Source organism: Desulfitibacter alkalitolerans DSM 16504, assembly GCF_000620305.1.
Taxonomy (GTDB): Bacteria; Bacillota; DSM-16504; order Desulfitibacterales; family Desulfitibacteraceae; genus Desulfitibacter; species Desulfitibacter alkalitolerans.
Genome location: NZ_KK211102.1, coordinates 284127 through 304553, shown reverse-complemented (window position 1 = coordinate 304553; position 20427 = coordinate 284127). Strand labels below are relative to the sequence as shown.

General features: G+C 38.3%; 17 protein-coding genes, 5 tRNA genes, 1 riboswitch and 1 other annotated feature. Of the genes, 4 read left to right on the top strand and 18 right to left on the bottom strand.

The genetic code is table 11. The annotated features are described in order from the left end of the window. Positions 1-8: 8 nt before the first annotated feature. A complete protein-coding gene (locus K364_RS0115775) occupies positions 9-1169 on the bottom strand; it encodes a Ger(x)C family spore germination protein (protein WP_028308811.1) in 1161 nt (386 codons plus the stop codon). A 24-nt stretch (positions 1170-1193) separates the two neighbouring features. Continuing rightward, positions 1194-2795 carry a spore germination protein gene (locus K364_RS0115770; protein WP_028308810.1) on the bottom strand — a complete coding sequence of 534 codons (1602 nt, stop codon included), beginning with the start codon at positions 2793-2795 and terminating at the stop codon, positions 1194-1196. 494 nt (positions 2796-3289) lie between these two features. Continuing rightward, positions 3290-3380: riboswitch (cyclic di-GMP riboswitch) on the top strand. A 133-nt stretch (positions 3381-3513) separates the two neighbouring features. Here K364_RS0115770 and K364_RS24480 point away from each other — a divergent pair. The 4 genes from K364_RS24480 (at position 3514) to K364_RS24475 (ending at position 7118) form a co-directional block, all read left to right on the top strand. Continuing rightward, positions 3514-3765 (top strand): helix-turn-helix domain-containing protein, encoded by a 252-nt coding sequence (locus K364_RS24480; RefSeq protein ID WP_051534139.1) that lies wholly within the window; start codon positions 3514-3516, stop codon positions 3763-3765. 705 nt (positions 3766-4470) lie between these two features. Continuing rightward, a complete protein-coding gene (locus K364_RS0115760) occupies positions 4471-4893 on the top strand; it encodes an RNA polymerase sigma factor (protein ID WP_028308809.1) in 423 nt (140 codons plus the stop codon). Between the two features lie 559 nt (positions 4894-5452). Next, a complete protein-coding gene (locus tag K364_RS0115750) occupies positions 5453-5686 on the top strand; it encodes a helix-turn-helix domain-containing protein (protein ID WP_028308808.1) in 234 nt (77 codons plus the stop codon). Positions 5687-5780: 94 nt separating this feature from the next. Next, positions 5781-7118, top strand: a complete 1338-nt coding sequence (locus tag K364_RS24475) for a site-specific integrase (RefSeq protein ID WP_242841722.1) — start codon at positions 5781-5783, stop codon at positions 7116-7118. A 17-nt stretch (positions 7119-7135) separates the two neighbouring features. Here the strand turns inward: K364_RS24475 and K364_RS0115740 are convergent. The 16 genes from K364_RS0115740 to dnaN form a co-directional block, all read right to left on the bottom strand. Then, positions 7136-7225 (bottom strand) — tRNA-Ser (locus K364_RS0115740). Positions 7226-7432: 207 nt separating this feature from the next. Next, positions 7433-7885 (bottom strand): tRNA adenosine(34) deaminase TadA, encoded by a 453-nt coding sequence (tadA, locus tag K364_RS0115735; RefSeq protein WP_035269727.1) that lies wholly within the window; start codon positions 7883-7885, stop codon positions 7433-7435. Positions 7886-7907: 22 nt separating this feature from the next. Continuing rightward, positions 7908-7984 (bottom strand) — tRNA-Arg (locus tag K364_RS0115730). Between the two features lie 12 nt (positions 7985-7996). Further along, positions 7997-8073, bottom strand: a tRNA-Arg gene (locus tag K364_RS0115725). A 25-nt stretch (positions 8074-8098) separates the two neighbouring features. After that, a tRNA-Ser gene (locus K364_RS0115720) sits at positions 8099-8193 on the bottom strand. Positions 8194-8268: 75 nt separating this feature from the next. After that, positions 8269-8358, bottom strand: a tRNA-Ser gene (locus tag K364_RS0115715). Positions 8359-8705: 347 nt separating this feature from the next. Then, positions 8706-9752, bottom strand: a complete 1047-nt coding sequence (locus K364_RS0115710; RefSeq protein ID WP_028307680.1) for an IS30 family transposase — start codon at positions 9750-9752, stop codon at positions 8706-8708. Between the two features lie 139 nt (positions 9753-9891). After that, the gene (gene serS / locus K364_RS0115705; protein ID WP_028308806.1) at positions 9892-11172 is read right to left on the bottom strand and encodes a serine--tRNA ligase; all 1281 of its coding nucleotides are present in this window, start codon (positions 11170-11172) and stop codon (positions 9892-9894) included. A gap of 51 nt (positions 11173-11223) precedes the next feature. After that, positions 11224-11436 (bottom strand) — a binding site (T-box leader). Between the two features lie 126 nt (positions 11437-11562). Next, complete coding sequence (gene pdxT / locus K364_RS0115700) at positions 11563-12132, bottom strand: pyridoxal 5'-phosphate synthase glutaminase subunit PdxT (RefSeq protein ID WP_028308805.1); 570 nt, start codon at positions 12130-12132, stop codon at positions 11563-11565. Between the two features lie 68 nt (positions 12133-12200). Then, on the bottom strand, positions 12201-13085 hold the full coding sequence (pdxS, locus tag K364_RS0115695; protein WP_028308804.1) for a pyridoxal 5'-phosphate synthase lyase subunit PdxS: 885 nt from the start codon (positions 13083-13085) through the stop codon (positions 12201-12203). Between the two features lie 78 nt (positions 13086-13163). After that, positions 13164-15617, bottom strand: coding sequence for a DNA gyrase subunit A (gyrA, locus tag K364_RS0115690; RefSeq protein WP_028308803.1), 2454 nt, complete (start codon positions 15615-15617; stop codon positions 13164-13166). 16 nt (positions 15618-15633) lie between these two features. After that, positions 15634-17556 carry a DNA topoisomerase (ATP-hydrolyzing) subunit B gene (gyrB, locus tag K364_RS0115685; protein ID WP_028308802.1) on the bottom strand — a complete coding sequence of 641 codons (1923 nt, stop codon included), beginning with the start codon at positions 17554-17556 and terminating at the stop codon, positions 15634-15636. Between the two features lie 160 nt (positions 17557-17716). Continuing rightward, positions 17717-17953: an extracellular matrix regulator RemB gene (gene remB, locus K364_RS0115680; RefSeq protein ID WP_028308801.1), complete on the bottom strand. Its 237-nt coding sequence runs from the start codon at positions 17951-17953 to the stop codon at positions 17717-17719. Positions 17954-17968: 15 nt separating this feature from the next. After that, positions 17969-19066 (bottom strand): DNA replication/repair protein RecF, encoded by a 1098-nt coding sequence (gene recF / locus K364_RS24470; protein WP_051534138.1) that lies wholly within the window; start codon positions 19064-19066, stop codon positions 17969-17971. Positions 19067-19083: 17 nt separating this feature from the next. Further along, entirely contained in the window at positions 19084-19293 is a 210-nt protein-coding gene (locus tag K364_RS0115670) for an RNA-binding S4 domain-containing protein (protein ID WP_028308800.1), read from the bottom strand. Positions 19294-19304: 11 nt separating this feature from the next. Then, positions 19305-20426 (bottom strand): DNA polymerase III subunit beta, encoded by a 1122-nt coding sequence (gene dnaN, locus K364_RS0115665; protein ID WP_035269725.1) that lies wholly within the window; start codon positions 20424-20426, stop codon positions 19305-19307. Between the last annotated feature and the right edge of the window lies 1 nt (position 20427).

Sequence of the window (20427 nt, the reverse complement as noted above, 5' to 3'; positions counted from 1 at the left end):
ACCTTCTTTTATTTAGGCAGGATCGACTTTTTAATCAAGCCCGCCCTTCTGATTTTAGCAGTTACTTTTATTTCCACAGGTGTGCTGCTAAATTCTTCATCCCAGTTTTCTTGAACCTGCTGCCAGTAATTTAAATGTTTTCTATACACAATCTCTCCAAAACCAAAAATGTCGGATTGGTATTCTTTTTGGGCCAGATCAACAATATCCCGTATATCTTTTTCAATAGCCCCGGCCACCTCTTCTTCTAGTTTTTGAATCAGTTCCGGGGTGGTTAAATCCCCGTTCCCTTGCTGATCGCCTATATTTCCCTCTTCTTTGATTTCTATCAAAAACACTAGTTTTTCATCTTTTATCTTTACATCTTTTTTTCCGCTGGAACGTATCATTTCAATGGCTACTTTTTTATCTTCATTCAGGGGATTAGGAATATTGATAATCCCGCTTTTAACTTGATCTCCTGTGAACAGCAGCCCTCTGGTCTCTTGAGAATTCAACCAGCCAATTAATTTATCGTTCTTAAAAGCAGCGCTTCCTTCAATTTTCATGTCTTTTAACGACGGTTTTTCTTTTTCCTTTGCGCCCTCAATCACGCCGATCGTCAGATTTTTTCCGGGACTGCTTATTTCTTTTAAAACATCAATCATCATAAGCTTTTGGGTCTTAGCAAAGGACGCATTATTTTTTAATACTGACAAGATATGGAGAGCCGGAATTTTTTCCAGCGTACTTTCGGCTGTAAGTATTTCCTTTGCCGATGTTCCTTTTGCAATGATGACTCCCGCTTGGCGGTTTGCCTCATGATCCCTGGCAAAAAAATCCATAATGTCGCTCAAGCCATCTCTTGCCATTTGTTCTCCGATTACTATTAACTGGAGATGACTGATAAATATTTTTTGATTTACTATTATCAACAGATTTCTAAAGCATTCAAAGACAGTATCCCCCGTAATGGAAAATACCTCTACAGCTTTTTCTTTACCCCCGCCCCCTCCTTCGCCAAGCTTCATCGCATCAGGTTTAACCAGCTGTACAGTTAATTCAATCTTATGATCATCGGATTTATCAATGCCCACTGCCGCAGCAATATTTATCTCCGTCACATCTTTATTATTCCAGCATCCCGTGATGGAAATCATGACCAAACAAATATTTAATAATATCAGCATATCTCTAATCCGCTTGATCATCGCTTACTTTTCTTTCTCTCGAAAATTTATTTTCATTCTATATTTTGTCATATCCGCATCCTTCCATGTCAGGGTCCTTGGCCTGGTGTTCATTGCCCAAATCGGGACCCGTATTATTGTGTCTTTCAAATCTGTTACATCCAAAGGAGAAAAGGGAGAGAGATAGGAAACGCCAAAAGACCTCAATGTACACATATGGATGAGAAATACTGCTATTATTAATAGCATCCCCATAAAACCCAGGATGTTTGCAGCAATAAGTAAAATTATCCGGATGAAGGGCATAAATCCTGTCGTGGGCGGAACAGCAAAACTACTAATGGCCGTTAACGCTGTAACTATAACAACGGGATTGCTGATCAAACCTGCCTTAACGGTAGCCTCTCCAATAACCAAAGCGCCCATGATACTGACAGCCTGCCCGATAGGTCTTGGCATCCTTACACCGGCTTCCCTTAGGATTTCAAAAATAACACCCATCATAAACGCTTCGGTAAATGGCGAAAAAGGGATGCCTCCTCTCGCTGCCATCATAGTCAATAGCAGTTTAAAAGGAATAATATCATAATGAAAGGATACAACAGCCACATATAAGCCGGGTAAGATAATGGATATTAATAACGCCAGCATTCTAAGCGCTCTAATCATTGAGGAAAGCGGCGATCTGGAATAATAGTCTTCGCTCGACTGTATTGACTCTAAGAACAAGAAAGGCACGGTGAGCACAAAAGGGGTGCCGTCGCAGAGAACAGCTACTCTGCCTTCCAAAAGCTTAGCAGCCACAACATCAGGCTTTTCGCTGTTTCCAACCGTAGGAAAAATCGAAAAGGGAGCATCTTCAATAAATTCCTCGATGTACCCGGATTCCAAAATTGCATCTGTCTTGATATTTTTTATCCTTTTTCTTGTTGTATCAATGATTTTTTCGTTGGCAATATCTTTGATATAGCAAATACATACATTAGTCCTGCTTTGCTTCCCCAATTTCATCATTTCAAATTTAAGCCTAGGGTTTTTTATCTTTCTCCGCAAAAGAGATATGTTTATGCCTAGTGATTCAACAAATCCTTCCCTCGGTCCGCGTACGACGGCTTCTGTACCAGGTTCTTCAATGCCTCTTGCTTCCCATCCCTTAGAACCTGCTTTTAATGCTGTTGCTTTTCCCTCTATATAGATAACACTATCTCCAGCCAAAATAGCGTCTATTGTTTCTTGGAAATCCTGAATCTCTTGCAACTCAATTGTGGTTAATAAATTTTCTTTTAAGATAGTGAGTATGGTGCGGTTATTTAGCTCTTTCTTTAGATTCGCAATTCTCGCCTCTATCATCAATGGTTTTAAAATGTCGGCATTTACCATCTGCTTATTTACCAGACCATCAATACATGCAATGATGATTTTTACAGGCGGCTCATCGCCTAAAGCTATTTCCCGCAGCATAAAGTCGCTGCAATCCGAAAATATTTGCTCCAGTTTTTCTTTGACTATTTTCCCGGATTGCGCTATGTGTTGCCCGTTTTTATTTTCATTTAGTGATTTTTCGTGTTCGATATTTAGTGATTTTAATTTGATATATTTTATTAGTCTGAATATCTTTCGAAACATATTGCAACCTCTTGTTTGAAAAGTGTTCTTGTACAATAAAGGTAAGATTTAGGAAACTGCGTTATCAAAAATAATGGGATTACTTCAATAGTTTTTACACCATAATAGCAATTTATTCCTTGCGTTAGAAGTATAGCCGTATTAAAACATGGTAAAGAACTGAATAATCCGTATGGAGATGCGGAGGTCAAAACCGGGTAAACCAAAAGAAAAAATCATGGAAAGTATAACTATAATCACCACCCCGGCATTGATAAAATTGGCATATAACCTGCTATCACCAGAGTCATTCCGGATAGCAGCGCCAACCTGGAATGAAATCTTTATTCTGACTATTTCTTGTTACCAGATGCAAAAACAGCACACATGGCCTGTGCTGGCTCCTTAAAGTACCCAGCAGGAGGAAACCCTAAAATGTTGAATTTTATCGGAACGACAAAAAGCGACACGAATTATGTAAATAATGGTATATAATGTAAAGAAAGTGTAACTATGAACCGAAAAGGCAAACTTGTCGAAAGGCAGGGACGCAAAACCACGGGTCTAAGGCGAGCACCAGATCGCGATGATAGCCGGGTTGCCGAAGAAAAGCCATAATGGCTCACTGGTGCTTTATTAATTTGTAAGCATCAGTGGGCCTTTTTTTGATGAAAACTCTAATGATACTTCATATCACTCTGGTTTAAGATTTAGAAAAGTAAGGAGGGGGATAGTAGTCATGAAAAAGGAACTTAGCAATCTCAGAGTATTAATTATCAATGCCCAAAATGGCGATCAGGACTCCGTAGTTCATTTGGTGCACTGGTTTATTCCCTTAGTAAAGAAGTATAGCCGTAGAATGGGTTATGAGGAGGCGTATGCGGACTTGATTGTCTGGATGGTAAACGCAGTTCATAAATATAGATCCGTTAATGATACTGATATCATTGCCGGGACAGCATCTTTTTCATACGAAAACGGCCAAAAATAAAATATTTTAGGAAGGGGGATGCCATAATAACATCCGCTTTCTCTTTCTCTGATAGAGTGGTGAATTTCTACCCGGGAGAAGGTGAAAGCATAGACCCCTATACCTGAAGAGTATGACCTGGAAGAAGCCCGAATTGTAGCTTGGTTTATCACAGGGCTTCGTCACGAAGCAATCCGTTTGACCAAGAAGTATCGGGGAATGCGAAAGCATGAACTGCTTATATTAATGTTCAAATATAAAAAAACACATCTTTAGGAGAGGTTGAAAAAATAACCTCTCTTTTTTCAACGCTGGGCCGCACAAGCTTTGAGGATTTTAACCGTTCCATTCTTTGTGCGGCCATTTTTGTTTTCTGGAATGGCGTGCATCACCCCGTTTTGTTATAGAACCCAAAAAACAAAACGGAGGTAATTAAAATAGACACACAAGTTGGTATTAACGGTTTTGAAAGCATTGGACGGGATGAAGAACACAAAAGTATAACAAATTTAATTTTTTTAGGGTAGGGGTTGCAAAATTTCTGTCTACTTTCTCTTTCTCTAACAGATGGCAAAAAAACACTCAAAGAAGAGGTGAAAGTATGGAGCCTTACACCTGACGTTCAGAAGTATGATTTATATATATACGAACATTCGGTAATGTGCCGTTCCCCTCCCTCTGTTTTGGATTTTCTTTACTAAAAAAGCTAAAACGGAGGGTTGGAAAATGAAAAAAATCAATTTACGGGATTATTACCCATTCTATCATTCTGACTTTTTTATTGAAGTGGCGGATCAAATTGTAGAGCTATTCAAACAGATTAGCCGAAGAGACCATGCAGATTTTGAACGCAGGCGTATCCACAAAGCATATTATTCCCTTGACGCTTGCGATGGTATTGAAAAGGATATGGTCCTATTGGTGTTATCGCCGGAGGAAATCTACGAACGAAAAATGAGCAAGCAGGAGGTATATGCCGCTATCAACAGCCTGCCGGAAAAACAGGCCAAGCGTATCTATGCCCACTTCTTTCTAAACATGAGCAAAGCGGAAATAGCCAGGATTGAAGGCGTGAGCAAACCTGCCGTAACACATTCCATTGAGCAAGGTTTAAAACGTATAGAAAAATTTTTAAAAAATAATTCCTGATTGGGTTAACTTTTGACCAAAAAATCTGCTGATTGATAGAGGCACAAATCTACCCCCTCGTCCGAACCTTGAAAACTGAATAATTGTTTTATCCGGTACTTTCCCCGTATGTCCTGTGAAGGAAAGCCATATTGCAGGTACGCCAAGACCACCAGTCTCGACATAAGTCGGCTCACAGCCAATGTATCCATGCCGTTTCCGATTTGATGAAGGTAAGGTGCGAGCGAGTAATACCCGCAATGAATAAATGCTGGTTACATTTAAGGCGGCGACACATACGGAGGGATAATGATACTTCCGTCCAGCCACAGCCCCGCTTAAGCGGGATCACGCAATGGGGGCGGCTTGCAGAGAACCTGGGAGAGGTAAGATTCCTATGAAGACGGTCAACCGCCGTCTGCCGGATAAAGCCATAAGTAATAAAACCAAAACAGAAACGCGAGTAGGGGTGCGCCTATCCATGTGAGTATATATGCACGTCCAAACTAAGGCGCATCTCCTGCTTCGCGAATCAAAAATAGAAAGTAGCGCGTAATTAAAAACGAGAAGGGGGCTTACTATGGCTAATGAAAAATTATCCCAAGAAAAAGCCTACCGTATCATGCTAAAGGGCTATCCCGATGTGCTTGATATAAAGCAAATGTGTGAAATTCTTGGCATTAGCCTAAAAACAGGATACGGTTTGATACAAGAAAATAAGATTGAATGTTTAAAGGTTGGGCGGGCATATAAAATCCCCAAGCCTTTTTTATTTAGCTATCTGAGAATAGGTACAAGCGGCGACAGCCAATAAAAAATGATATTTGCACATTTTACGAGCTTTTTTTATTGTGATACACTCATCCTGTCAACGGCAGGTGAGTGAATAATTCGAAAGGAGGAACCATATGGAACTCACTCAAATGTTGAAAATGGTCAGATTGACCGAGGATGAATTGATTGGAGGCTTCATAACACCAAAGAAAGGATATTATTACATCGTTCTCAATCGAAAGGATCAGAACGGTAAGCGCAAGCCTCTTTGGATTTCAACAGGGCTTTCTGCAATTGAGGAAAATGAAGCAGAAGCCGAAAGCAAATGCTTATCAACCAGAATCCAATACTCGCTTGATCTGAAAAATGGTGTAGCGGATAAGACGTTTACACATGAAGTGCCTGAAAAGAGCATTGCTCATGATGATTCCGATGAAAACCATTCCGCAAATCCCTTGTTCGCGGATTTATTAAACGAATGGCTGGCATTCAGACACCCGGACAATATTGTGGTAGGTGAAGATTTTAATTTTGACAGAACGATCAAGCTCAATACCTGGGCCGGATATGCAGACAACATAAAGCAAAACCTGTATCCGACATTCAAGGCTTATGGATGCACGGTCCAGGAAATTACGCCCGATCTGCTCAAGGGACATTACGCTTATCGGCTGAAACACGGCAAGAAGAAGGCTACAGTTGCCAAGGATTACACCGTTATCAACCAGGTATTGAATTATGCCGTCAGCAAAAAGATGATCAGTGTGAATCCAAACAGCGCAATCACCTTACACAAAATCGAGAAATATAATGCAGCTACGCTCAATGCTGAACAGATGCAATATTATCTCGAATTTATTGTCGGAGATATTATTGAAATCCCTATATTGCTCGGCGGCTTTTATGGGATGCGACGCAGTGAGTGTGTTGGCACCAGGGAATCGCAATTTGATTTTCAGCACAAATTCTTTCGGGCTAATCACACTGTAACGACAGCAGTGATTGATAAGCAAAAGATATATATCCCTTCCGATAAGCTCAAAACGGATTTAAGCAACCGCACTTATCCCTTGATTCCTTATATAGAGGAAAGGATAAAAGCAAAAATAGCTGAGAACAAGGAACTGAGGAAGCTTTGCGGCAGTTCATACAGCAACGAATGGCTTGGATATCTTTGCGTCCATCCTTTGGGGGAAATCATCGACCCGGGTTACATAACCAACAGGCACCGGGAGTTACTCAAGAAAGCCGGATTGCCGCATGTCAGGTTCCATGACCTTCGGCATTCGTGCGTAGGATTGATGATGGCCAATGAAGTGCCTATGGAGCGTATCAGAGATTGGGTTGGTCATAGCGACATCCGGACAACGGTCAATACCTATGGCCATCTGGAATACCAATCCAAGAAAAAAACAGCCAAGATCATTCAGAAATCTTTGCCGCTTAAAATGGCAGGGACTGCTAATCTTTAGGATTAACAGCCCCATGATGGCGGAGAGTCAGGGATTTGAACCCTGGGTACATTTACATGTACACTGGTTTTCGAGACCAGCTCCTTAAACCGCTCGGACAACTCTCCGAATATAAACTTATTTTAGCACCTCGGATAGAACTCGGATAGAACAGCTCAAAAATCCATCTCTATTCGAACTCCGAGGGTTTGGAAAACCCCATAAAATCAAGGTTTTCGGCTACATGGCTTCCACATAGCCCCACACATTTCGAGTGCGGCGCCTTCAACCGGACTCAGCCATCTCTCCGAGCTGTATTCTTATTTGTAACTAATTTACTTTTTTCTTAGGTTTTTAAAAAAAGACTGCAGGATTTCCTTGCAATCTTCCTCTAGTACTCCTGATATGATTTCCACTCTATGATTGAACCTGGAATCCTCTAATAGATTGACTATGGTTCCTGCTGCCCCGCCTTTAGGATCAAAAGCCCCAAAAACCAGCCTTTTTATTCTGGAATTTAAAATAGCCCCTGCGCACATTGGACAGGGTTCTAAGGTAACATATAGGGTACAGTCATATAATCGCCAGTTTCCCTGTAGTTTAGCACCTTTTCTTATAACCCTAAGTTCTGCATGGGCTGTGGGATCATTAGAACTTTCACGATAGTTAAAATCCCGGGCTATTATATTATGCTCTTTAACAAGGACAGCTCCAATAGGAACCTCCCCTTGTTCAAGTGCCTTTTGGGCCTGTTTTAAAGCCTCTTTCATATAAAATTGGTGATCCATATTTATCACCACTTACTTTCAATGGTGTTCCCGGCGGGATTCGAACCCACGGCCTACTGCTTAGGAGGCAGTCGCTCTATCCTGCTGAGCTACGGAAACTTATTAAAATAATGGCGCGCCCGGGAGGACTCGAACCTCCAACCTCCTGATTCGTAGTCAGTTACTCTGTCCGATTGAGCTACGGGCGCATGATATAATTTTAGAAATAAAAAATGGCGGAGAGAGAGGGATTCGAACCCTCGATACGGATTTTGGTCCGTATAATCGCTTAGCAGGCGACCGCCTTCAGCCGACTCGGCCATCTCTCCACGCTTTATCATTATACAACAGACTAATCTAAAAATCAATTAATGCTCGCTATACCTCTACCCCTAATATCATTATGGCGGAGGGGGTGGGATTCGAACCCACGGAACCCGCAAAGGTTCAACGGTTTTCAAGACCGCCTCCTTCAACCGCTCGGACACCCCTCCAACAAGGATATTGGTTTTTTACAAGCAAAGATTATTATATATCAGTATTCTGAAAGTGTCAATAATAAATCTCTTTACAGTTTAGCTTTATAAATTGCAATATTAAATGCCTAGAATTTTATGGTAATTAGTATAATGTTTGGGTATCTTTTTTGTCCTATTTATTTAAAATATAATTAAATATAATAATTAAAATTAGTAGTCGAGGTTGTGGGTATGTGGGCAACGCTGCTTTTGCGTTGTCCAAGCAGTTGTGGAGTCTGTGGATAACTCTTCAGAGTTATCCATCAGAATCCACAACTGAGGCATATCCACAGCCTCTTGCTTTAAACTCGGAGGCTAATCCATTAAGCGGCCATATCGTTTGCTGATCGATAACCGAATATCCTCCGGGGATAGCTGTTTATCCAGTGCTCTATTCTTTTTATATCTTCCTCAGTATAATCATCTATATTTGATCCTTTGGGGATAAACCGACGTATCAGTTTGTTTATATTCTCATTGGTTCCTCTCTCCCAAGAACTGTATGGATGAGCATAGTATACGGTTACCCGTTTGTTCTCCTGGTTTAGGAGTGATTTTTCTAAAGACTCATAATCCAAAAACTCGCTTCCGTTGTCCACTGTGATGGATTTAAATTTCTTTTTAAACCCATCTCCATGCAGGAGTTCGAGGTAATCGAGCTTCTCTTTGACGAATTCCTGAGTCTTTTGGGGTATTTTGAAAATGATTTCTTCCCGCCGCTGCCTCTCGCTTAATACGAGCAGGACAGGTCCACCACCGTCACGTTTTCCTACCACACAGTCCATCTCCCAGTGACCGTATTCTTCTCTGGTCTCTATCTCGGGGGGTCTATCTTCTATGCTGGTTCCTTTGAGCTTCCTGTGGGTTCTAACCTTGCTGTAGGACCTTTTTTTCTTATCCTTCTTAACAGGCAAATCTTTGTTTGTGATGTTTAAGAAAATCCCCTGGTCTATGTAGTTGTATAAAGTCTTTGTGCATATGCTTGTTTTAAACTTCAGTTCCTTTGCCTTGATTTCACCAATAACTGCATCCGGTGAGTACTTGTCTTTAATTATTTTCCTTTCAATGTGCTCTACTAGCTTGTGGTCATTGCCTATTTTGAGCCCAGGCCCTTTGTTTTGCCCATTTTTATCATAAATCCGTTGCCCCACATCAGCACAATATTCTTTCCGATAGGTTAAATCGCTGTTTTGAAGCTTTATTGTTCCTTTTGAGATTTCTCTTTCAATGGTTCGCTTGTTTCTACCTAGCCTATTAGCTATTTCAAGAGGCCCTATTCCTTCTCTTAGCAAATCTTCGATTCTGTATCTTTCTCTTAGGCTAAGGTGTTTATTTTTTCTAGCTTCTAAGGTATTATTATATTGGCTCATGGTATCTCCTTTGCAATGTTTTGTTTGATCACTTAACATTATACATTGGATTTACCATGAGTCTATATTTTTGATGCCCTACGGCATTTAATTTTACAACTTACCTTTACAGTTTAGCTTTACAGTTTAGCTTTACAGTTTAGCTTTTAAATTTTTCCAGTTTTGCCATTCCACCCATGTAAGGACGCAAGGCTTCCGGTATTATAACACTTCCATCCTCCTGCTGGTAGTTTTCTAATATAGCTGATAAGGTTCTTCCTACAGCCAATCCAGATCCATTTAATGTATGAACATATCTTGGCTTGCCTTTTCCAGGCCTGTAACGGATGTTGGCCCTCCTTGCCTGAAAATCCTCAAAGTTGCTGCAGGATGAAATTTCTCTATAAGTATTAAAAGATGGAAGCCATACCTCCAGGTCATAGGTTTTTGCAGATGAGAAGCCAATGTCTCCTCCACACAGGGTAACAACTCTATAGGGCAGCTCCAGTAATTGCAGAACCCTTTCCGCATTATTGGTTAATTTTTCTAGCTCCTCATAAGAATTTTCTGGTGTAGTAAATTTTACCAATTCAACCTTGTTAAATTGATGCTGGCGTATTAATCCCCTAGTATCTCTTCCATGGGCACCAGCTTCCGCCCTGAAGCAGGCACTATAGGCAGTATGATATATTGGTAAATCTGCTTCATCTAATATTTCTCCAGCATATATATTGGTTACTGGCACCTCAGCAGTGGGAACCAGCCAATAGTCAGTATTGGCCACCTTAAACATATCCTCTGCAAACTTGGGCAGCTGACCTGTACCTATCATGGACTGGCTGTTTACCATGAAGGGTGGAAACAGCTCTATGTAGCCGTGTTCGGAAATGTGTAAATCCAACATAAAGTTAATTAAGGCTCTTTCCAGCCTTGCCCCTCCACCTCTATAGAAAACAAACCGGGCCCCTGTAACCTTTGATCCTCTTTCGAACTCAATTAGGCCAAGGTCCTCTCCAATATCCCAGTGAGCCTTAGATTCAAAGTCAAATTTCCTTGGTGTACCCCAGGTTCTTTCCACCCTATTGTCCTCATCACTTTGACCATCTGGAACAGTTTCATGAGGTAAATTAGGGATTAAAAGAAGAATATTTTCCAGCTTGTTTTCAACTTCCTTGGCCTTTTCATCTAACTCCTTAATTGCTTGTGAAACCTGTCTCATTTCCTCAATCATTTCATCTGCATTTTCTTTTTTCTTCTTAAGTTCAGCAATTTCCTCTGAAACTGTGTTTCTTTTGTTTTTGAGAACCTCTACCCTGCCAAGGAGCTGCCTTCTTTCTTTTTCAAGGGCTTTAAATTCTGACAGGTCCGTACTGGCTCCTCTTTTTTTCAATCCAGCTTCAACTGCACCAATATTATCTCTTACAAATTTTGGGTCTAACATAGGTTCTTCCCCCTTTGTTATATTCTATAATAAAAAGCCCTCATCCCCAGTAATAGGGGCGAGAGCTCTCGCGGTACCACCCTTAATTAACCTTATTCTAAGGTTATCTCTATAGCTGTAACGGTTCTAACCGTAGACTGGTTATGGATTACCCCTTCCCAGCACCCTCCAAAGTGGATTCACCAAAGTATTCTATTGGTTTGCACCAACCACCAACTCTCTAAAGAAACACCTTTGGTTACTATTCTTTCTCTTAGGGTTTAAGGTATTTATTTTGTAAAATAATACTATATTCTAGTGGAAAATTCAACCTTATTTCTAGATTTAATTATGTTATTAATATTATCCTTCTTCAATATTATTATACATAATTTCAGTAAATAGTTGTTCTCACTCATCTATCATATCCACAAAATACTGATGGATTCTTAAATCATCAGTAAGTTCAGGGTGAAAAGAACATCCCAGAAGCTTGCCTTGTCTAGCCATTACAATCTTATCATCATGTTTTGACAGTATTTGCACACCAGGTCCAACCTTAGTTATATAAGGTGCCCTAATAAATACGCTAGAAAAAGGCTCATCTAATCCCTCAATGGTTAAGTCCATTTCAAAACTATCTACTTGTCTTCCATAGGCATTTCTAACCACTTCCACATCTAAGAGACCTAATCTTGGCTGATTGCTGTCCCTTATGTCCTTGGACATGAGTATCATACCGGCACAGGTACCAAAGAGGGGCATTCCCTCCTGTACCCGTTTTTTAATAGCTTCCATTAAATTCCATTCAATTAGTAATTTGCCAATAGTTGTACTTTCCCCACCTGGTATAATTAGAGCAGAGCACTTGTCCAAATCTTCTAACTTTCTAACCTCAACCACATCAACACCACATTTGATGAGTGATTGCTTATGTTCTCTAAAGGCCCCCTGTAAAGCTAAGACTCCTACTGTTTTCATAACATGAATCTCTCCCTACATGTCTATTGCTGCATCTTAAGTAAAACAAAATTTGGCTTGCACCCAGTTTACCAGCCTCTTTCCTGCATTCTCTGATTTTCTTCTATGCTTGAAATCTCAAGTCCTGGCATTGCTTCCCCTAAATCTCTTGAGATTTGGGCTAGTATTTGTGGGTCATTAAAATGTGTTGTAGCAGTTACTATAGCTTTAGCCCTCTTGGCAGGTTCGTTAGACTTGAATATGCCTGAACCAACAAATATTCCATCACAGCCAAGCTGCATCATAAGAGCTGCATCAGCAGGTGTTGCTATACCACCAGCTGCAAAATTTACTACAGGAAGCTTTCCATTTTCAGCAACATAATGTACTAAGTCATAGGGTGCTTGAATGTCCTTAGCAAATGTGTATAATTCATCTTCTCTCATGCTTGTTAATCGGCGAATTTCGGACATCATCATCCTCATATGGCGTACAGCCTCCACCACATTGCCGGTACCTGGCTCTCCCTTGGTTCTTATCATGGCAGCACCTTCATTTATTCTTCTAAGTGCTTCACCAAGATTTCTTGCTCCACAAACAAAGGGAACCTTGAAAAGGTTTTTATCTATGTGATACTGCTCATCTGCAGGAGTCAAAACTTCCGATTCATCAATATAGTCAGCACCAAGGGCTTCCAAAATCTGGGCCTCCACAAAATGGCCTATTCTGGCCTTTGCCATTACAGGAATGCTGACAACTTCCATGATATTTTTTATGATGGTTGGGTCAGCCATACGGGCAACTCCACCTGCAGCTCTTATATCAGCTGGAACCCTTTCTAAAGCCATCACCGCGCATGCACCAGCTTCTTCTGCAATCTTTGCTTGTTCTGGTGTAGTTACATCCATAATAACGCCACCCTTTAACATCTCCGCTAAACCACTTTTGACCTTCCAAGTGCCTTTCTTTTCCATATATAACTCCTCCTGTATATATTAAGTTATTGGTACCTAATTGGCTATTAAATTTACCAATATATTTTACTACATATTTTAGTCTAACTCAACATTCTCATTTTCTTTGTGAATATTGAGTTTTGCCAATGCACTAACTTTATCCCTTTCGCCTATTCTCATAAGCTTTACTCCCTGGGTAACCCTTCCCATCTGGGATATTCCTTCAACCTCTGTTCTAATAATAATTCCATCCTTTGTCACTATCATAAGCTCCTGCTGCTCTTGAACTACCCTTAACCCTACGAGGGAGCCTGTTTTTTCAGTAATTTTTAGCGCAAGAATGCCCTTTCCACCCCTAGACTGAATTCTATATTCCTCTGAATCAGTTCTTTTTCCAAAACCATTTTCAGTTACGCATATAACCTGACTATCTTTTTCAATAATATCCATGGATACAACCCTATCTTCTGCAGAAAGCTCAATGGCCTTAACACCTCTGGCAGTTCTGCCCATTTTTCTAACTTCTTTTTCAGAAAAACGAATGGATTTGCCCTTTCTAGTCCCTAATATTAGCTCTTTATTTCCATCTGTTAGTCGAACACCAATTAATTCATCACCTTCGGAAAGGGTAAGTGCAATTATGCCATCCTTTCTAGAGGTATCATAGTCACTTAAGTCAGATTTTTTCACTATTCCCTTGGCTGTTATGGTTATTAAATTTTTCCCTTCTTCAAATTTCTTAACAGGTATCACAGTGGTTAAACTTTCTCCACTTTCTAAATACAAGAGATTAACTATGGAAGTACCCTTGGCTTGTCTGCTAGCTTCTGGTATTTCATGGACCTTCAAGCGGTATACCTTACCCTTGTTTGTAAAAAACAATAGGTACTGGTGGGTGTTAGCTACAAAAAGATGTTCTACAAAATCCTCATCCCTGGTAGCCATCCCACTAATTCCGCGTCCTCCCCTTTTCTGGGACTTATATGTGTCAACATTTAGCCTTTTAATATATCCCCTATGGGTAATGGTGATAACAACCTCTTCCTGCTCAATTAAGTCCTCTATTTCTAAAACATCATCCTCTAAATTAATGTGTGTCCTTCTTGGGTCATTATATTGCTGTTTTACTTCTTTTAATTCATCCTTAATGATACCCGTGACCAGCTTTTCGTCAGCTAATATTTTCATGTAGTAATCAATTTTTTCCATGAGCTCTTTATATTCATTTTCTAATTTTTCTCTTTCTAAAGCTGTTAAACGCTGCAGCCTCATGTCTAAAATAGCCTGAGCCTGGATATCACTTAAACTGAAGTTATTTATCAGGTTAACCTTAGCTTCTTCTGTATTTTTTGATGAACGAATTAGTTTTATGATAGCATCAAGATTTCTAAGGGCAATTCTCAATCCTTCAACAATATGAGCCCTTTCTTTTGCTTTCTTAAGATCATATTTAGTTCTTCTGACTATAACATTTTTCTGGTGATCCACATAATGTTCTAAAACTTGTTTAAGGTTAAGGACTTTAGGTGCTCCATCAACAATTGCCAGCATAATAACTCCAAAGTTTTCTTGTAATTGTGTATGCTTGTATAATTGGTTCAGCAGCACATTTGGATTTACATCCTTGCGCAATTCTATTACAATGCGCATTCCCTTTCTATCGGATTCATCTCTTAAATCAGTAATACCTTCAACCTTTTTTTCCCTTGCCAGTTCGGCAATTTTTTCAATTAACCTGGCTTTATTTACCTGATAGGGAATCTCTGTTATGATAACTTGGGTTTTTCCATTATTTAATTTTTCAATTTCTGCCTTGGCCCTAATCTTAATAGATCCACGACCAGTCCTATATGCTTTTTTAATACCTTCTGTTCCTAATATTATGCCGGCTGTTGGAAAGTCAGGCCCCTTAACTCTTTTCATAAGACCATCTATAGAAATATCTGGATTGTCAATTAAATCAATAACTCCATCTATAACCTCTCCCAGGTTATGGGGAGGTATATTTGTGGCCATGCCAACTGCTATTCCTGCAGATCCATTAATAAGCAGGTTAGGAACCTTTGATGGCAGAACTATGGGCTCTTCTGTTGATTCGTCATAGTTAGGAATAAAATCAACAGTCTCTTTGTTAATATCCTTCAGCAGCTCCATTGCAATTTTGGCCATTCTGGCTTCAGTATAACGCATTGCTGCTGCTGAATCTCCATCAACTGACCCAAAATTTCCATGTCCATCTACAAGAGGATACCTGAAAGAAAAATCCTGGGCCATCCTAACCAGGGTATCATATACAGCGGAATCACCATGGGGATGGTATTTAGCTAAAACATTACCAACAACATTGGCAGACTTTTTATGGGGCTTATCAGGAGTCATTCCCGATTCATACATGGCATAAAGGATTCTTCTATGTACCGGTTTTAATCCGTCCCTAACATCAGGTAATGCCCTGCCAACTATTACACTCATTGCATAGTCTATATATGATTTTTTCATTTCCTGCTCTATATTGACAGGAACAACTTTTCCTTCCAAAATTTCACCCATTTAACAACACCTCGATTTAGATATCTAAATTCTTCACTTCTCTTGCATTGGCTTCAATAAAGTTACGTCTTGGTTCAACCTTGTCTCCCATTAGTATGGTAAATATTTCATCAGCCTTTACCGCATCATCTAGGGCAACTCTTAAAACAGTACGACTTTCCGGATTCATTGTTGTATCCCATAATTGGTCAGGGTTCATCTCTCCAAGACCCTTATATCTTTGAATACTGAAATTTCTATCCTTTGCCTTGGCAATACTCTTTTCCAGTTCATTTTCGGAGTATAGATAGGTCTCCCTTTTCCCCTGTTTTAATTTAAATAAGGGAGGTTGAGCAATATAGACAAAGCCTTCTTCTACAAGGCTTCTCATATATCTATAGAATAGGGTCAATAAAAGGGTTCTAATGTGTGAACCATCAACATCAGCATCACACATGATAATTACTTTATGATACCTTAACTTGTTAATATCAAATTCCTCACCAACCCCTGTACCAAGGGCTGTTATAATAGCTCTTATTTCTTCGTTATTTAAAATTTTATCTAATCTAGCCTTTTCAACGTTGATAATTTTACCGCGCAGGGGCAGAATTGCCTGGAATCTCCTGTCCCTACCCTGTTTAGCAGAACCTCCAGCTGAATCTCCCTCAACAAGATAAATTTCTGATTCCTTTGGATCTCTGCTTGAGCAATCAGCAAGCTTGCCAGGTAAGGCACTTACTTCTAAGGCATTTTTTCTTCTAGTTAATTCTCTGGCCTTTCTTGCAGCCTCTCTTGCCCTTTGTGCATTAATACATTTTTCAATTATTTTCTTGGCTACAGAAGGATTTTCATCTAAGAATGTTCCAACTTCCTCTCCTACTAATGAATCAACAAGACTTCTTACTTCTGAGTTGCCAAGCTTTGTTTTAGTTTGTCCCTCAAATTGAGGCTCTTTAACCTTTACACTTAAAACAGTGGTTAAACCCTCTCTAATATCATCACCTGACAAATTGCTGTCCTTTTCTTTTAGAATATTATGCTTTCTGGCATAGTCATTGATGATTCTAGTTAAGGCATTTTTAAATCCTAATTCATGGGTTCCACCCTCATGGGTATTAATATTATTTGCATATGAAAAAATACTTTCAACATATGCATCAGTCCACTGCATGGCTAATTCTACCTGAACTTCATCTCTCTCACTATCCATGAAGATTACCCTTTTATGTAAGGGGTCCTTATTTTTATTTAAACTTTTAACAAAGTCTATTATTCCTCCACTATGATGAAAAACCTCTGAAGCACCTGTTCTATCATCTTCAAGAGTTATTTTTAGCCCCTTGTTTAAAAAAGATAATTCTCTAAGCCTTTTGGCAAGGGTTTCAAAAGAAAAATCTAATTCCTCGAAAATAAGATGATCTGGTTTGAAAATAACCTCAGTACCTGTTGAATTAGCTTTACCTATTACTTTTAATTCACCAGTCTTTGTTCCCCTTGAAAATTCCTGCATATGAATTTTTCCATCTCTTTTTACCTTTACCTGCAGCCATTCAGATAGAGCATTCACTACTGACATACCTACTCCGTGAAGTCCACCAGATACCTTATAGCCATTTCCTCCAAATTTTCCTCCAGCATGAAGAATAGTCAAAGCAACCTCTACAGCCGGCAGACCTGTTTTTTGATGTATATCTACAGGAATACCTCTACCATTATCACTAACTGATACACTATTGTCTTTATTAATTATTACTTTAATCGTGTCACAATATCCTGCTAAGGCTTCATCAACACTATTATCAACTATTTCAAAAACCAGATGATGCAAACCCCTTGCCCCTGTGCTTCCAATATACATACCTGGTCTCTTGCGAACTGCTTCTAATCCTTCTAAAACCTGTATATGACTTGCATCATACAAGTTATTTTCAATTTTTGTATCTAATCTTTCTTCCATGAGAAAACCTCCTGACCACACTTTGAAAAATAAAATAATACATAATTATAGCATACAATGGTAAATCAAATATATAGTCATATTCATATTATTTCCATTTATCTACATATCAAGTCAAAACCGCAGTTTTTCCTGCGGCTTAAGTCAAATTTTCTAGAATTTAATAGTTCTCAATTCTTTTTGTTAATGTATTTGCGGAAATAGATGTTAAATAAACCTTATCAGATGTTATAATACATGTTTTAGATTCCCTAATACTGCTGACTTCAATAAGTTTTTTATTATATGTAACTGTTTCATAGAATTCCTTATTTGACTTTGATGATTTTTCAACATTTAAGATTGCTACTATCTCATTTAATGAAACTATCCATCTGCCGCCTATATGAAGGTACAAAGTTTTTCCTCCCTGCTAGATAATATTTATAACCTTTCCCTCATTAATCTGCAAAATTGTGCTTTTTTTAACTAATCCCCTAATCATATCTAAATCAGTGGTAGTTATAAAGGTTTGAATCCTATCATGAATAGTGTTAGTCAGTACTATACGCCTATCCATGTCTAATTCAGACATGACGTCATCAAGTAATAATATTGGATATTCTCCCAGCTCTTGTTTAGCAATCTCTAAATAAGCTAATTTTAAACACAGGGCAACAGTTCTCTGTTGTCCTTGAGACCCATATTTTTTTACGTTATAACCATTAATGTAAACATTAAAATCATCTCTATGGGGACCAAAAAGGGAATTACCTTTCTCTATTTCTTCATTTTTATAATACTTCATTTTATCCAAGTAAGAATTATAATCAACTGTTTTTTCGCCAATTTGTCCAATTTCATATATTATATCAATATTTTCCTTATCTTGTGTAATTTTTTTTAAATAATAATCTAAAAAGGGTTTTAATTTTTTTAAAAACTCTATCCTTTTAACAACTATTTTATAAGCAAGCTTAACATAAATATTTGTCCAATCTTCTAGTTGGGAAATCAAGTTTTTGTCTCTTCGTACAAATTTCAACAAAGTATTTCTCTGATGATTTACATTGTTATACTTTTTAAGTAAATCATAATATAAAGGTTGTATTGTAACTATTTCTCTATCAAGAAAGCTTCTTCTCTTTGATGGATTTCCCTTTACAAGGGCCAAATCATCAGGCTCAAAAATACATACTGAAATATTCTTAAATAATTCTGATAGCCTATTAATTTTAATTCCATCAATAAATATTTTTTTTTCATTGGCATCTAATAAGGATTTTATAGTAATGGTGCCTTGATCATTTGTACAATGGGCCTCTAGTCTAAAATAATCACTATCCCAATTTATTAAATCTCTGCTTTGACTAGTCCTATAAGAAATACCGTTACCAAGATAATATATGGCTTCAATGAAATTACTTTTGCCCTGGGCATTGTTTCCATGGAGAATATTAAAGCTAGTTGGTCGAAAATTTGCATGCCTGTAATTTCTGAAGTTCGTTATATCAATTTCATAAATATTCAAAACACACCTCATATTAGTTATTGAGTTATTTTATAAACCTGTTCATTAATTTTTATTTCATCACCTATTGTTAGCTTTCTGCTTCTTCTCTGCTCTGGTAAATTATTAACCTGGATATGACCTTCCTTAATGAGAGTTTTTGCTTCCCCTCCTGAGGATACAAGATTGGCCCATTTTAAAAATTGATCCAATTGAATGGCATCAGTGTTAATTTTTATTTCCTTCATCAGGAACCTCCTTAACTTCTAACTGGTAGGATTAGACTAAGATAATCCATGGTGCCTTCCAAAGGCTTAATTATTCCAGGGCTTAAATTGCCATTTAATTCTATAATTACCTTTTCTGTGTCAATAATTTTTAGGATATCTACAAGATAATTGCCATTAAAGGATATGCTTATATCTTCTCCCTCTTTATCAATTAATAGTTTGTCATGTAGTTGTCCAATACTTGGAGAATATGAATTAATATGAATATTATTACCCTCAATTTCAAGTTTAATTGTACATGTTTTATTAAAGGTTTCATCACTAGATATTACCGTGGCCCTTTCAATTGATAGCAAAAGGTCCTTTGTATCAGCTATTATTCTAGTGGAATATTCTGTGGGTATTACATTCTTATACGAGGGAAATTTTCCCTCAATGAGGCGTACTCCTATTTTAATGTCATTAGTCTCAAACTGAGCTTGTTTTTTGTCAATAATTATCTTTATGTTTTCTTCTTTATCTATTAATCTAGTTAATTCTATAAGGGCTTTTGAAGGAATTATTATGGGTATGAATTCTTCTTCTGAGGCCTTATCTAATACTGTTTCGATTAATGAAAGCCTGTAGGTATCTGACGAAACAAGCCTAATGGTATTATTTTTTATTTCAAACAGTGCACCATTTAATACTGGACGAGTAATATCATGAGAAAAAGATATGCTTATTTTTTTAATCATATTGGATAATATATCATTGTTTATGGTAAATGACTTTTCCTGGCTAATGCCTGGTAAAAATGAAAATTGATCAACTGGGAATGTATTTAAAGTTATATGGGATTCCCTGTAGTTTATCTGTAGAGTATTTTCATCCAATCTTTTAGTTAAAGTAATATTTGTATTCGGCAGCTTTCTTAAAATGTCAAGCAAATATTTTGCAGGAATAACCATTGAGCCCGTTTCCTCAACGTTTGCAGAAACGGTATGCTCAATACCAATTTCTAGATCTGTGGCCTTTAATAAAAGGGTATTTTCATTAGTACATTCAAAATAGATGCCTGTTAAGGCAGGAATGGTGGTTTTTGAGGCAACAGCTCTTGACATTATTTGTGAAGCCTGAAGCAGTTTTCCTGTATCTATAGCAAATTTCATT

Bases quoted from the DNA above. Each gene is read 5' to 3' on its own strand.
- K364_RS0115750 (WP_028308808.1), top strand. From the start codon at position 5,453: ATGGCTAATGAAAAATTATCCCAAGAAAAAGCCTACCGTATCATGCTA.
- pdxT (WP_028308805.1), bottom strand. From the start codon at position 12,132: ATGAAAACAGTAGGAGTCTTAGCTTTACAGGGGGCCTTTAGAGAACAT.
- K364_RS0115770 (WP_028308810.1), bottom strand. From the start codon at position 2,795: ATGTTTCGAAAGATATTCAGACTAATAAAATATATCAAATTAAAATCA.
- K364_RS0115760 (WP_028308809.1), top strand. From the start codon at position 4,471: ATGAAAAAAATCAATTTACGGGATTATTACCCATTCTATCATTCTGAC.
- dnaN (WP_035269725.1), bottom strand. From the start codon at position 20,426: ATGAAATTTGCTATAGATACAGGAAAACTGCTTCAGGCTTCACAAATA.
- K364_RS0115710 (WP_028307680.1), bottom strand. From the start codon at position 9,752: ATGAGCCAATATAATAATACCTTAGAAGCTAGAAAAAATAAACACCTT.
- K364_RS24475 (WP_242841722.1), top strand. From the start codon at position 5,781: ATGGAACTCACTCAAATGTTGAAAATGGTCAGATTGACCGAGGATGAA.
- pdxS (WP_028308804.1), bottom strand. From the start codon at position 13,085: ATGGAAAAGAAAGGCACTTGGAAGGTCAAAAGTGGTTTAGCGGAGATG.
- tadA (WP_035269727.1), bottom strand. From the start codon at position 7,885: ATGGATCACCAATTTTATATGAAAGAGGCTTTAAAACAGGCCCAAAAG.
- serS (WP_028308806.1), bottom strand. From the start codon at position 11,172: ATGTTAGACCCAAAATTTGTAAGAGATAATATTGGTGCAGTTGAAGCT.
- gyrA (WP_028308803.1), bottom strand. From the start codon at position 15,617: ATGGGTGAAATTTTGGAAGGAAAAGTTGTTCCTGTCAATATAGAGCAG.
- K364_RS0115775 (WP_028308811.1), bottom strand. From the start codon at position 1,169: ATGCTGATATTATTAAATATTTGTTTGGTCATGATTTCCATCACGGGA.
- K364_RS24480 (WP_051534139.1), top strand. From the start codon at position 3,514: ATGAAAAAGGAACTTAGCAATCTCAGAGTATTAATTATCAATGCCCAA.
- gyrB (WP_028308802.1), bottom strand. From the start codon at position 17,556: ATGGAAGAAAGATTAGATACAAAAATTGAAAATAACTTGTATGATGCA.
- K364_RS0115670 (WP_028308800.1), bottom strand. From the start codon at position 19,293: ATGAAGGAAATAAAAATTAACACTGATGCCATTCAATTGGATCAATTT.